Raw genomic sequence first — 13,780 nt, 5'->3', positions numbered from 1 at the left:
AATTCATGGAAATACAAAATATCAAAAAAGCAATATTTTGTAACATATTTTTAAAGCAGTCATTGATAACTAGTAGTAATCAATATTTAACTTTTTATACTTAAAAATCATTTAGCCATTTAGATAAAGTCACCTATGCCTAATGATAGAGATAAAAATTCTTCCAAGCGATTGATGTAAACGGGAACTAAAAATGTATTAATAGGTGGTATTACAAGCTATACATTTGTGAATAATTAATTGTTGCTGAGGAGAGAAAATAATGGTTGTAGGTGTTGTACATAAACGCGGTGTAGGCGTATTTTCTAATCGCCGAGATGTTGAGAATGCACTACATGAATTGAAAAAAGTCGGCTTTGACATGAATAGAGTTTCTGTCATTACCCAAGATGGGGACAGAGATGATATTGCTGGGGCTGAAGTGCGCGATCGCGTCGGCGATAAATCTGACGAAGGTGCTAAAGTCGGAGCAGCCACAGGCGGTGCTTTGGGCGGATTAACTGGCTTATTAGTCGGTCTTGGTACTCTGGCAATTCCTGGCATTGGGCCAATTATGTTAGCTGGAGCCGCAGCAACTACTCTAGCTACAACTCTTGCTGGTGCTGGTATTGGTGCAGTAGCAGGTAGTTTGCTTGGTGCATTAATTGGTTTAGGAATTCCCGAAGAACGAGCCAGAGTTTACGACGAACGCGTGAGACGAGGACACTATTTAGTGATTCTTGATGGCACAGATGCAGAAATTCTCAGAGCCGAAGCAATTCTACATCAGCGGGGTGTGGAAGAGTTTGGCATTTTCGATAATCCAGATGTGGCAAATGTAGGCACTGATTATGTTACTCCTACACCAGCTTATAGTGGTGTCGCTAAACGTGCCATCGGGATATTTTCACATCGCCGAGATGCAGAAGTAGCAATTACAGAATTACGAGATGCGGGTTTTTCTTTAGATAGAGTTTCCATCATTGCCAAAGATACAAACGGTCATGGGATCGCTGGCGTAGATGTAGACAGAAATGTTGGTATAGGTAATAAAGCAGACGATGGTGCAAAAGCTGGAGCAGCAACAGGTGGAGTCGTCGGCGGTTTGACTGGCTTATTAGTTGGTTTAGGAACTTTAGCAATTCCTGGAATCGGGCCCGTGCTTGCAGGTGGCGCAGTAGCAACGGCTTTGGCAACAACATTGGCTGGTGGTGCCATCGGTGCGGCGGCTGGGAGTATTGTTGGTGCGCTCGTTGGCTTGGGAATTCCTGAAGATAGAGCTAGAGTATATAGCGATCGCTTCCAAAGAGGCGACTACTTAGTAATTATCGATGGTACGGAAGCTGAAATCCACCAAGCTGAAGCAATTCTCAAACATCGAGGTATTGAAGAATTTGCTATCTATGATGCCACAGAGATTAGTGAACCTCGCCCAGGTTTTGAACAAGTCACGCATAATAGCGATCGCACCAATTACTCAGCAGAGCCTCATAGAAACGATCCTGCCGTAGTTATTGTTGATCGTCGTGATGAAGCACTTTAACCCAAAGTAGTTGTCACTCAAACTCATTGCCCAAAATTGCAGGATAAAGAAATTGAAAACTTTGCTCCTGACTAAAAAAACTTGCTCCTCTTTTCTGCCGTAAATATCAACAAATTTCACCTTCCGATTGCGAATTAAACCTATGCAAAAGCTAACCCCCTTCTTAATTAGCACCCTTTTAATGTTTGGTGTTGCTGCTTGTGATAACGCTTCTAAAACAAGTGAATCTGCACCCAATAATCCTAATGAAGCCCCCCAAACACCGACTGCAAAGACCACAGAAGCTTCTCAAAAAGATGCACAAAGTGAAGTTCGCAGAAGACAGCTAAATGAGGATATTCGCGCCCGCGAACAGCGCAACAATACCACTGGTGGCGATACAACAAGAGCTAAAGGTGACTTAGCAAGTGAAGTTCGCTCCAAGTTGGAGGCTAACATCCCCAAAGGTCAACTAACAGTTAATGCCGCAGATGGTGGTGTTGTGACTGTCGCCGGAACTGTCAACAATCAACAGGAATTAGCTAAAATTGAAACTTTAGCGAAGCAAATTAAAGGTGTCAAAAGTGTAGTTGTTAAAGCAACTGTTGCCCCACCAAAAAGCTAAGAAAGCTAACAAAAAATCCAACTGAGTAGGTAGGCATAAATAAAATTAAATACTCTTACTCAGTATTAGTGGTCAGTTATACTTATAACTGACCATTAAGAATTGACAACTGACGACTCGAATAATTATTATTTATTTACGATTAGTCAGTTATACAAACTATTGTAATTGCCCCAAACAAAAACTATGGGAACTGAACAACAGCAACGAGAATTGATCAATGCTTCATTCTCACCAGGTACGCTAGCACTTGAAGGTAGTAATACTGCAAACTTGCCAAAGTTACCACCAGCCCGTGAACCTGAATCTCAATGGCAACAAATTAGCAGACCAATTACTCAATTTTTGGAGCAACTGCCCCAATACTTAAGTAGCTTTTTTCAAGACTACAAGCAGCCTCTAATAACTGTTACTTTAATTTTGGCGGCGATTGTTACAGCCAAGGTAGTGCTAGCAGTTTTGGATGCAATCAACGACATTCCACTACTATCACCCCTCTTTGAATTAGTTGGAATTGGTTACGCCACTTGGTTTATTTCCCGCTATCTACTGAAGGCTTCAACTCGGCAAGAATTGTCCGCTGAAATTCAATTCCTGAAAAACCAGTTTGTGGGTGAATAAATTTCCTGAACACTAAACTAGCAGTCTGTCCCAAAAGTTTTGAGAGGTTAGTGGTGTTCAGATCCCCGACTTCGCAGAAGTTGTCGGGGATCTAGCAGCCCAACAAGATTAATAGGACAGACCACTAGTACAACACGGTGTAAATAAACCACCCATTTAAAATAGCCAGAAAGCTTACAAAATAAGCATTCTTTCTTTTATACTTTTGCCTTCTTGTACTAGTAGTCTGTCAGGTAGGGAAGCATCTCAACGAAAGCAAATATACCAGGCGATTAGAAATCGCGGCTACACAAACGTACTCCTTTGGAGAACCCTTTCGCGTAGCGTCTCCGAAGGAGAAGGGTAGGCCGCCTACGCGGACTCAAAGAATTTGAAACCCACGGAGGTGGGTTTTGTTTGTATAGCCGCGAATGGAATGAGACTGTTGGCGAATTAATAGGACGTGAGTTCGATGAACCTCTCCCTCCCAACCTCCCTCTCCGAAACGGAAGGAGCAACGAAAAATTAAGCTTTTTGCTCCCCTCTCCGACACGGAGAGGGGCTGGGGGAGAGGTCAAATAAGACTTGTCGAACTCACGTTAATAGGGGATCTAACCCATCATTCCTGATTACTCTGATTTCAGTCCGTTTCAACGGACTTAAGCTATTAGCCCGAAATTTATTTCAGGGCGGGAAAGCAGGGCATGGTGGTTTTTGCTTAAATATGATTTTTTTGATACCTCAAAAGATAGAGAATATAACATTATATTTAATTTTAAATCACTTCTAAAGATAGTAGTTCGGAGATAAAAAACAGCCTAATCTAGTTCTTGAAGTTATTTAATAGATTCTTTAACGAGGACATAAATTATGGCTAATGAAGCAGTTAATAAAGGTATAGATTCATCTGATCGTGCTGAAGTAGATACTTACGATCGCGGTATTATCCCAGCAGAAACAGCCGCCCGCATTGAAAGAGAAGGAAATAAGTATAAAACACTCCCTACAGAAGAAGGGAAGGCAGATGCCTCCACCGATGACCAAACCGATCCAGAAAGTATACGCACCACTGATGGCTATACTGTGGATAAAGAAGGTTTGTTGAACAACTATGCAGTTGAACCAGAAATTTACTACGAACAACCAGGCGATGCACGCCAACAAGCAGCAGAAGATAGAGCAGAACGTATTGAAGAACTCAGTGAAATTAATCAGGACGAAGAAGGCAAGTTAACAGAAAATAGTGACAATCGGGGTAGAGGGCCAGGAGTAATTTAATTAGGGAACTCCAAGAGATAAATTCTCCAATATTGTGGGGTGGGCATTTTGCCCGCCATATTGACTGGGCTTTCGTGTCGCCCACCCCACAAGAATTACAGCTATTGACCTGAAAACTACTGTAATTGAATATTTTTTTATTTGTCAGTCCCTTATGTATTAGCTCAACTTACTACTTTATCGGCAATTACAAACAAATAATCTCCGTGATTGTTCTCATATTTATTGACAATATCAGCGATGCGTCCTGTATTAATATCTGCTGCCAGCCTTTGACACCCGGCGGTGATTTCATCCGCAGAAGCTAGCAAAGAAAACGTCGAAATTCCAGAGCGGACATTTTCATCTAAATATATTTCAGGACGATATTTACCACTATATAAAAATAGGTCTTGTAAGTTTTCTGAAATAGAATAAGGTTTGATATCTACTGAATTAAAACCTGCCTCATTGAGAGCAAATCTGACATTTTCTAAACTTGGCATCTGTTCAGCAGATTTATATATAGCCTCTGGAAAATATTCGACTAACCAATATTGGCTCATTTGCTCTGGTGTAGCAGTAAATAATACCAAATGACCACCCATCAACACACGATAAATCTCCTGAAAAACAGGGGTTAATGCAGCAAAATGATGTATTGCTAGAGTGCATAGCACACCTGAGAAAATCTCATCAGCATAAGGTAAAGCTTCAGCTTCGGCAACTTGCCAAGCTACAAAATTACTCTTATTCTTCGCAGCATCAATCATCTGCTTTGACTGGTCTATTCCATGCCAAATACCACCATGTTTTGCTAAAGCTAGAGTGTAATTTCCTGTGCCGCATCCCACATCGAGATATGAGGAATTTGATTTGATTTGGAGGTGAACAGCTAATCGGGCAGCAATGTCAGGATCAGCCCGACGAGTCAAATCATAGCCTTTGCCAATTTGCTCATAAACAGCCATTTGTTTAAGTTTTTCACTAATTCTTCAAACAGTGAATATATTATATAGAAATCGTATTTGATTTTTGAAAAAACTCAGTAGATATCTATTTGCTTCTGTTTCCTGTTCCTTTACACAGTAAACTTCAATCATGAACTGTACCATCGGGCATAATCGCTCCCTGGAAATCAACATCAGTGAGAATTGCTCCAGTTAAGTCTGCTCCTTGCAGATTAGCCTTTCGCAAAATAACGCTATTTAGATTTGCATAGCTCAAATCTGCTCCTTGCAAGCTAGCTCCACTTAAATCTGTTGCTAAATCTCCCCATTGTATTGTCAGACTCAGATTTGCCCGACATAGCTTTGCTCCATCTAAATTTGCATGATGCAATGAAGCAGCTCTGAGATCGGCGTAGCTTAAATCTGCTCCAGTTAAAGCTGCATATCCTAAATCTGTGCGTTGATTGGAACTGGGACGTAAATCTGCTTCAAATAGTAGGGAACCAGAGAGGTTTGCACTATTTAAATTAGCACCACATAAACTAGCTTTGATTAAGTTGGCTTTTTCTAGGCGTGTCTGAACTAGCTTTGCACCGGTCAAATCAGCCTCACGAAGAATAGCACCATACAAGTCTGCTTCACTTAAGTCTATTCCCCACAGGATCGCTTCACTCAGGTTTGCTTCCCGCAGACATGCTTGGTTAAAGTTGGTTTTACCCAGCCGTGTCTGACGTAAATCGGCATTGCTAAAATCCGCACCTCTGAGGTTTGCATTGGTTAGCTCTGCTTCTTGCAGATTTACTCCCTGAAAGTTTCTTTCTCCGGTATCATAGCGTTTGAGAATTTCATCTACATCCATAATAATTACAACCTTTAATTTATAACTGAAGCGCATTCTTCCTGTGGACAACTGTTGGAGAATATTGGTTTTTGAGGCTGGGTTAATTCTGCCATCAGTTCTGTGACGGACGTAATTCGCTCAGTGTACCTAACATTGGCTCCAGAGAAAATTAGACCATGTTCTATGTCTCCACATGCAGCCTTAGCCAGTGCTTGGAGAAGACAATAAGTTTTTCCAGCGTCTCGACACAGACAGTCCTCTAAACAATTGGCAATACATCTCTGTTCTAGCCTTGTTGATGAGTCAGTTATTGCCTGCTCTGCAAAGGAATTATGTAAAGCGCGGCTGAATTTTCCTACAGGACTGGGTACAGTCACAATATCTTCTGGACAGGCTTTGAGATGGTAGTCTTTATAGCGTTGATCGGCATCACATTCTTCTGTGGTAATGAAGCGAGTACCGATTTGTACGCCATCTGCCCCAATTGCCAACATCCAATCGATGTCGGTGCGATCGCAAATCCCTCCCGTTACAATTAACGGAATCATCACACCCACTTGTTTTTCTAAATAGTCTCGCACCTGAGAAATCACACTCTCAATTGAGAATCCTGGAGAGTTCATGTCTTCGCACTGCGTAAAATGCCCTCCAACTAGCTGACAATTTTCGATAATCAAGGCATCGGGTAGTCTATTGTATTCACGTTCCCAAGTTTGGCAGATTAACTGGCCCCCAAGCAAGTTGGATATAGTCGGCACCAATGCCACATCGGGATATTCTGCGGTGTATTTGGGTAAATTCAAAGGCAATCCTGCTCCAGTAATAATCAGATTTGCACCTTGGGCAGCAGATGTCTGAGCCAACACTGGATAATTTTTGGTGGCAACAAGAATATTAACCCCGATTACTCCATCTTGGCTAATAGCGCGGGCTTTGGTAAGTTCATCTATCAAAGCAAGTCGATTAACTTCAAAAAAGCTCCTGACTTTGCGTTGCTGAAAGTCAGGAGAATGCAGCCCCAATCCCAGTGAGGCAATTACACCTACTCCACCTGAATTGGCAACCGCTCCAGCAAGCTTTGCACCAGATACCCCTACTGCCATTGCACCTTGAATAATGGGATAGCGGGCAATGTGTCTGCCAATCCGCAGGGGATGGAGGATGGAGGTCATTACAATATATTTCCTTAATTGACTAAATAACAGTGGAGTAATTTTAGCACTTGATAATCAAAGATAAATAAATTGCTTTCCTCACAAGTTCCTCAAATTCTTTTGTTATAAAGATAAATATGAAGCGAAAACATTTAATAAAACAGGAGTCAGAATTCAGAATACTCTACCCATAAAGTGATAGATAGAGTTTTAAGGCGAGAATATTTTAATTTTTTTCGCCCACTAGGGGCGTTAGCATAACGGGAGGCTCGCAGTAGCGTCTCGTAGAGAAAGAAGTACGGTTTTAACCAATATTCAGACGCGACTCGAAAATACTCGCTACCGCGAACTCGTTAACGCTGCGCTATCACCCACTCATACAGAATTCATACTGTTAGCGGTAGCAGGGCACATTTAGCCCATTCTGACTGGAGGCGGAGCGTCTCCGGCTCCGCTCCTGAGTTCTAAATTCTTCTTATAAATTTGAAATTCAAAAGTCGCTAAAGATAGTTGAGGGATTGATCGTTATTGACAATCCAATATCTGGAAAACCGAAACCGTAAAGACCAATTACCAATAAAATCGGAGGTCTATTATGATGTTTAAAAAGATTCTAGTTGCATTAGATCGCTCAGAAGTAGGGCAACAGGTTTTTGATGAAGCGTTGGGTTTAGCAAAGTTAACACAAGCTAGTTTAATGCTACTGCATGTCCTATCTCCAGAAGAAGAGGGTAGTCCTTACGTACCGATGTTATCTAATATGGACTACTATCCAGGATTGAGTAGTCAAAGCTTTGAGTTATACCAAAAGCAGTGGGATACCTTCAAAAATCTAGGAATCCAGATGTTGCAATCTTTCTCTGCTCAAGCTAACACAGCAGGTATCACTACAGAATTTACGCAAAATGTTGGTAATCCTGGCCGGGTTGTTTGTGATTTAGCCCATAGTTATGGTGCTGATCTAATTGTTATGGGGCGTCGGGGTCGTTCTGGGTTGATGGAACTATTTCTCGGTAGTGTGAGTAATTACGTTCTTCACCATGCTCCTTGTTCAGTGCATATTGTACATCTTTCAGTTACTCCTAAAATAGATGAGGTTGTCAAAGAAACTACAAGTGCTTTCAGCGTTAACTAAATACTACTTTGTCAGCCTAATAGTCTGTCTCAAAAGTTTTGAGAGGTTAGTGGTGTTCAGATCCCCGACTTCGCAGAAGTTGTCGGGGATCTAGCAGCCCAACAAAATTAATGGGACAGACCACTAATTACTTCAATCGATAACTTCTGTGAGTCAAATTTCCACAATCTATCTTTAACTGCACGGTATTGGGATATAATTGATTGATCGCTTTTTCAGTAAGAAAGAAAAAGTCCACTACCCAAAATTTAGAGTTGAGAGCGAAAAGTGGATCTATGAAAGAAGATACTATAGAGATCGCTGGTTTTCACGCTCATGTTTACTTCGATACTGCGAGTCAGGATGTAGCTGCGCGTGTACGTGAAGGATTGGGCGCTAGGTTTGATGTGCAACTCGGACGCTGGTTTGACCACCCCATCGGTCCCCACCCACAAGGGATGTATCAAGTTGCTTTCTTACCTAATCAATTTGCTCAAGTCGTTCCTTGGTTAATGCTCAATCGTGAGGGATTGGATATTCTTGTCCACCCAAATACAGGCGATGCTGTCTCAGATCATACGGAGCATTCTTTATGGTTAGGAAAAAAGCTAGATTTGAATACCGAGTTTCTTCGACAGGTTAGTTCAACTTCATCTAATTAAGGGAAGTAACCTACTTTATTGAGTAAAAGTTCTGGACTGGGGCGTGAAACTTTTTCTATTGTGATTAATCAAGTCCAATTTCCTGATAAATATAAGTTTCAGCCTATACTTAGGAATAAGAATTAAATAACAAACAATTTATGTCCCTGGTTTACCTCACCCTCAACGAAGAGGCAGGGGGCAGGGGGCGGAGAGGGAAGCTAGAGACAGAATGAAGTTTTCTATCTTATTTAATTCACGCTCCTTAAGTTAAGTCTAGCGGAAAATGACTCCTCTTGTGATCTCTACAAGAGGAGTCATTTTCTAAGGGATATGTAATATTGTAGCGTTCTGCATCGGCAAGAATAAATAGTTATTCTTGCCTATTTACTTGCTTGAGTAAAGCTATCCACATATCAGATGGATCGGAATAGTAATCAATTTCTTCAACTTGATATTGATAAGATTCACAACCTTCTCGTAAAATAATGCGATCACAGGGTTTGATGCCTGTCCCTATTCCAGTCATGTAGCCGATCAATCCTTCGTTGAGGCGCTCAAATACGTAGTCGCTCCCCCAAGTTTGTTGACTGTAATCGTGTATTTTATTCTTCTGTTTTAATTTTGCTGCTGAAGAGATAACCAAAGATAATTTATTTAAAAAACTAAAACTTAAGTTCATACCTATCCTAATTGAAGAGAAGGCACTTAATAAAAATTAAAAAGTAGAACTGATAATTTATTAAAGCTAACTTACTTAAAGTTACGGTAATTTTAACCGTAAATTCAACTGTAAAACCACCTAATTATTAGATAAAGTTTTGTGAGATATGAGTGTTTATTCCTTAACAATATTATAAAATTTTTGTATCTTGAAAATGTTGTTTATGTATATTTTTTAATATAAATAATATTTAGTATCTAGTTGTAGGTTTTTAGGGCTACATCTACCTGGTTCAGTAATTCTTCTAGGGTGGAGTAGTTATCTAAAACGACATCTGCATGAGCCACTTTTTCTTCGATAGATAATTGGCTGTTAATTCTAGCTTGTGCCTGTTCTCGATTTAAATGGTTTCGTTGTATCAATCTTTGTAGTTGTTGCTCTTGAGAACAACGCACTACCCAGATTTCTGTAACTAAATCAGTCATCCCAGCTTCAAATAATAGAGGCACTACTAACACCAATATTTGTGAGGAAGACTGGGCAATTGCTTTGAGGAAGCGATCGCGCACGTCAGGGTGAATCAAATTGTCTATCCAGTTGCGTTCATCTTGACGATTAAAGATAATTTCGCCTAGCTTTTGGCGGTTGAGGCTGCCATCGGGTAGTAAAATTTTTTCGCCGTAACGTTGAGCGATCGCACCCAGAATCGGCGAACCTAAAGATACTGCTTCTCTAGCATAAATATCTGCATCCAAAATCGGCAGATTATAAACGCTAGCTAAATAATTGGTGACAGTGGTTTTGCCTGTGGCAATACCTCCAGTTAAGCCGATTATACGTTTAGGCATTGGGGATTGGGGATTAGGGATTGGGGATTGGGGATTAGGGATTAGGATTGGGGATTAGGGATTGGCAAGAGACTTCTTCAATAATTCTCCCTTGTCCTTGATTCCCAGTCCCCAGTACCCAGTCCCCAGTCCTCAGTCCCCAGTCCCTCATCTAAGAATTTGTCGCCCATAGGATTAGTGCTTGGGTTAAACCATCTAAAGTATATTCTTCAGCTTCTACATCCACACGTCCGAATAAAGTATGGCAAGTTTTGGAGGTTTGGGGGCCGATAGAGGCAATACAAACGCCTTCTAAGAATTGGCTAGCATCAGAGTTGTGGGAAAATATATTGTTAGTAAGCTCACAGAAAAATTGCACAGTTTTAGAACTGGCAAAGGTAATCACGTCTACCTTGCGGTTTTGCAGAGCTAACTCTGCGGCACGTGGAATACTACTAGGACAACAAGATTGATATGCAGCAACTTCTATTACCTTTGCTCCCTTGATGGTTAATTCTTTAACTAAAACTTCCCTTCCACCGCTTTCAACTCTGGGAAATAAAACCGTTTTACCATCCAGTTGCTCTGGGAAATTTTCTACTAAAGAATCGGCAACAAAATTGGGGGGAATAAAATCTGCTTGCAGAGAGCGTTGTTTGAGACTTTGGGCTGTTTTCTCACCAACAACGGCAATTTTGACACCTGCTAAGGCACGGGTATCTTTACCTTGGGCATTTAGCCTTTCAAAAAAGTAGTCTATGCCATTGGTAGAAGTGAGAATTAACCAGTCGAAGTCAGATAAATGAGCGATCGCACGATCCAAAGCTTCCCAACTGGAAGGCGGGCCGATTTCTAAAGTAGGCATTTCGATGACTGTTGCACCTAATGCGATCAGGCGATCACTAAATTGACTCGACTGGCTAACTGAACGTGTCACCAAAATTATTTTACCAGTAAGGGGAGATCGGGAGAAGTTGCTTGACATAGCAGGGAGGCTAAAAGTTTTGGCTGTAGTCGAATCCTGATAATCTATTTTCTCAGGTTGTAAGTACTTGCGTAGCCCAACAACTTCGCCAATCACAATTACCGCCGGAGAAAGGGATAATCCGGTAGTTTGTTCCAAAATATTGCCTAGTTGCGCTGTCCAAATTTGTTGATTAGGAGTTCCTGCCCAACGGATGATGGCAATGGGTGTTAAGTGCGATCGCCCGTGCCGCATCAGTTGATCTACAATCTCTGCTAGATGCTGCCCTCCCATCAAAATTACCAGTGTCTCTAACCGTGAGAGTGCTTCCCAGTCTAAAACCTCTGGTTCGTGCGCTGTCAATACTGCAAAAGCGCGGCTTAAAACCGGATCTGTCAGGGGAATTCCTGCTAACAAAGGTGCTGCAAGGGCTGAGGAAATTCCTGGTATCAGTTCAAAATCACAATCGGATGCTTTCAACGCTTCAATTTCAGAAGTACAACGCCCAAAAATCAACGGATCGCCTGATTTCAGCCGTACAACTTGTTTACCTTGCTGACAGTGCGTTATAAGTAACTTGTTAATCTCTGCCTGGCTTGTACTGGGTTTACCACCGCGTTTGCCAACATCCAACTTGAGGCAATTATCTGGTACGCACTGCAATAATTGAGCATCTACTAAAGCATCGTAGACTAACACCTGAGCAGCAGCTAAAAGATTGTAAGCCTTTACTGTCAGGTATGCCACATCTCCAGGCCCAGCACCTACAAGATAGACTTTCCCCCTTTCTTGATTCACGATCATTTGTCATTTGTCAATAGTTCTTCTTCCCCAATCCCCAATCCCCAATCCCCTTTATTCAATTCGTTCGCGTATTAATTTTTTGGATTAGCTGATCAACTTGCTCAACCATCTCCTTATTTTCTTCTGCTTGGAATAACTCTCTGGCTTTTTTGAAATTTAAAATCGCTTCTTCTAGCTGTTTTTGCCTGCCCAAAGTGATGGCTAAATTATAGTAAGCATAAGCATAATTGGGTACGAGGCTAATGGCTTTTTTGTAATGTGCGATCGCTTCTTGTGGCTTACCTTGATCGTCCATCGCATTTCCCAAACCCGTGTAAGCTTGTGCATGTTTCGGATCGAGGCGAATCGCTTGAGTATATTCGGCGATGGCTTCGGGTAACTGTTCTTGAGCGTATAAAGCACTTGCTAAATTATAGTGAGCGTCTGCATACTTGGGATTGAAACTTATAGCTTTTTTGTATTGTGCGATCGCATCTTCTAGCTTGCCTTGATCGTATAGAGCATTTCCCAAGGCGTTATAACCTGCTGGGTTTTTCGGATCGAAGCTAATGGCTGCTGTATATTCTGCAACTGCTTCCGTTGGTTTCCCTTGAGCGTACAAAGCGTTTCCTAAGTAATAATGAGCGTCTGCATACTTGGGATCAAAGCTTATAGCTTTTTTGTATTGTGCGATCGCTTCTTCTCGCTTGCCTTGATCGTATAGAGCATTTCCCAAACGTGCGTAAGTTGGGGCATAATCTGGTTTAAGGCTAATCGCTTGGGTATATTCGGTAATTGCATCTGTGAGCTTACCTTGAGCGTAGAGAGCATTTCCTAAGTTATAGTGAGCTTCAGCATACTTGGGATCAAAGCTTATAGCTTTTTTGTATTGTGCGATCGCTGCTTCTAATTGATCCACTCTCGCTAAAGTCAAACCCAAATTAAAGTATGCTCCAGAATCTTGAGGATCGAGGCTAATGGCTTTTTTGTATTGTGCGATCGCTTCTTGTGGTTTACCTTGATCGTCGAGAGTATTTCCTAAACCAATATAAGCTTGTGCAAAGTTTGGTTGCAGTTCAATCGCCTTCCGAAAAGCTGCCTCTGCTCCTTTTAAATCTCCTTGTTTATAGAGATTATTTCCTTCCTCTAATTTAGCCACTGCGTTTTTGTTCTGAGGAAGTGCTGCTTGATCTGAGTCGGGAATTTTTGCTAAAACAACGCCAACATCTTTACCAAAGGAAGTATTTCCATTACTCAAACACAAGCAGATAATAGCTGCTACCAGTAGATTCTTGTTTCTCAGCATTTTTCTTACCTTACCTGCTTGGTTGACATTTAATATCAAGTTCGGCTAATTGCCATCACAAAATACCTTAGCTCCTCTGTGCTTGCTCCGAAAGGAGTAAAAGGGTAGCTTTGGCTGGGTTATAGGACGAATTATAAGTGATTAGGCTAACTTGATACAAGTGTACTCTCATATAATTGTTTGTTTGTACACAATATATAGGACTCCTATCAATACTGCTCGGTTAAGCATTTTTAACTCGGAATTGGGTTTGGGGAAAAGGTTAAAGGGTAAAGGTTAAAGGTTTTTTCTTTTCCCTTTCCCCCGCCCCTTATCCCCAGAGGGGGCCCCACCTTCCCCTTTTCCCCAAAACCCGACAAGTATTGGGACTCCTATTTGATTTTTGAAATACACGTAGTAGCGTGGCAAGGCTAAAATGTTGCAAAACAATTGTAGGTTGGGAAGCCACTGCGTTGCGCTCCGCTCCACCCAACCTATGTCTGATGCACTATTTTAAGCTTGCCAATTTCATTTGTGAAAAAACAAAGTACATTTTTAATCCTTCTTCCCTAGC

The 13,780-nt window shown here is 41.4% G+C and carries 13 protein-coding genes; 6 read left to right on the top strand and 7 right to left on the bottom strand.

Going from position 1 to position 13,780, the window contains the following annotated elements; all coding sequences use genetic code 11:
• Window positions 1–262 precede the first annotated feature (262 nt).
• The 4 genes from V7L07_RS10100 to V7L07_RS10085 all read left to right on the top strand — a co-directional run bounded on the left by V7L07_RS10100 (window position 263) and on the right by V7L07_RS10085 (window position 4,004).
• Window positions 263–1,522 (top strand): histidine kinase, encoded by a 1,260-nt coding sequence (locus tag V7L07_RS10100; RefSeq protein WP_335057370.1) that lies wholly within the window; start codon window positions 263–265, stop codon window positions 1,520–1,522.
• 142 nt (window positions 1,523–1,664) lie between these two features.
• Window positions 1,665–2,126 carry a BON domain-containing protein gene (locus tag V7L07_RS10095; protein WP_335057368.1) on the top strand — a complete coding sequence of 154 codons (462 nt, stop codon included), beginning with the start codon at window positions 1,665–1,667 and terminating at the stop codon, window positions 2,124–2,126.
• A 186-nt stretch (window positions 2,127–2,312) separates the two neighbouring features.
• Window positions 2,313–2,747, top strand: coding sequence for a CAAD domain-containing protein (locus V7L07_RS10090; RefSeq protein ID WP_335057366.1), 435 nt, complete (start codon window positions 2,313–2,315; stop codon window positions 2,745–2,747).
• Window positions 2,748–3,596: 849 nt separating this feature from the next.
• Window positions 3,597–4,004 carry a hypothetical protein gene (locus tag V7L07_RS10085; RefSeq protein WP_335057364.1) on the top strand — a complete coding sequence of 136 codons (408 nt, stop codon included), beginning with the start codon at window positions 3,597–3,599 and terminating at the stop codon, window positions 4,002–4,004.
• 164 nt (window positions 4,005–4,168) lie between these two features.
• On the opposite strand, the gene V7L07_RS10080 is transcribed toward V7L07_RS10085, so the two are convergent.
• The 3 genes from V7L07_RS10080 to V7L07_RS10070 all read right to left on the bottom strand — a co-directional run bounded on the left by V7L07_RS10080 (window position 4,169) and on the right by V7L07_RS10070 (window position 6,946).
• Window positions 4,169–4,954, bottom strand: coding sequence for a class I SAM-dependent methyltransferase (locus V7L07_RS10080; protein WP_335057362.1), 786 nt, complete (start codon window positions 4,952–4,954; stop codon window positions 4,169–4,171).
• A 124-nt stretch (window positions 4,955–5,078) separates the two neighbouring features.
• Complete coding sequence (gene hetL / locus V7L07_RS10075) at window positions 5,079–5,792, bottom strand: heterocyst differentiation pentapeptide repeat protein HetL (protein WP_335057360.1); 714 nt, start codon at window positions 5,790–5,792, stop codon at window positions 5,079–5,081.
• A gap of 14 nt (window positions 5,793–5,806) precedes the next feature.
• Window positions 5,807–6,946 (bottom strand): NAD(P)H-dependent flavin oxidoreductase, encoded by a 1,140-nt coding sequence (locus V7L07_RS10070; protein WP_335057358.1) that lies wholly within the window; start codon window positions 6,944–6,946, stop codon window positions 5,807–5,809.
• A 580-nt stretch (window positions 6,947–7,526) separates the two neighbouring features.
• Here V7L07_RS10070 and V7L07_RS10065 point away from each other — a divergent pair.
• Both V7L07_RS10065 and V7L07_RS10060 read left to right on the top strand, forming a co-directional pair.
• A complete protein-coding gene (locus V7L07_RS10065) occupies window positions 7,527–8,063 on the top strand; it encodes a universal stress protein (protein WP_335057409.1) in 537 nt (178 codons plus the stop codon).
• Window positions 8,064–8,338: 275 nt separating this feature from the next.
• A complete protein-coding gene (locus tag V7L07_RS10060) occupies window positions 8,339–8,704 on the top strand; it encodes a DOPA 4,5-dioxygenase family protein (protein WP_334696944.1) in 366 nt (121 codons plus the stop codon).
• Between the two features lie 352 nt (window positions 8,705–9,056).
• Here V7L07_RS10060 and V7L07_RS10055 read toward each other — a convergent pair whose 3' ends face one another.
• From V7L07_RS10055 to V7L07_RS10040, 4 genes are all read right to left on the bottom strand, one after another.
• A complete protein-coding gene (locus V7L07_RS10055) occupies window positions 9,057–9,365 on the bottom strand; it encodes a hypothetical protein (protein WP_335057356.1) in 309 nt (102 codons plus the stop codon).
• A gap of 239 nt (window positions 9,366–9,604) precedes the next feature.
• Window positions 9,605–10,195 carry a dephospho-CoA kinase gene (coaE, locus tag V7L07_RS10050; RefSeq protein ID WP_335057354.1) on the bottom strand — a complete coding sequence of 197 codons (591 nt, stop codon included), beginning with the start codon at window positions 10,193–10,195 and terminating at the stop codon, window positions 9,605–9,607.
• 151 nt (window positions 10,196–10,346) lie between these two features.
• The gene (gene cobA / locus V7L07_RS10045) at window positions 10,347–11,942 is read right to left on the bottom strand and encodes a uroporphyrinogen-III C-methyltransferase (RefSeq protein WP_442936040.1); all 1,596 of its coding nucleotides are present in this window, start codon (window positions 11,940–11,942) and stop codon (window positions 10,347–10,349) included.
• A 55-nt stretch (window positions 11,943–11,997) separates the two neighbouring features.
• Window positions 11,998–13,227, bottom strand: coding sequence for a tetratricopeptide repeat protein (locus V7L07_RS10040; protein ID WP_335057352.1), 1,230 nt, complete (start codon window positions 13,225–13,227; stop codon window positions 11,998–12,000).
• Window positions 13,228–13,780: the final 553 nt, after the last annotated feature.

Origin of the sequence: Nostoc sp., assembly GCF_036916985.1 — a bacterium.
Taxonomy (GTDB): domain Bacteria; phylum Cyanobacteriota; class Cyanobacteriia; order Cyanobacteriales; family Nostocaceae; genus Nostoc.
The sequence above is the reverse complement of the archived record's forward strand: the minus strand, read 5'-3'. Positions and strand labels throughout refer to the sequence as shown.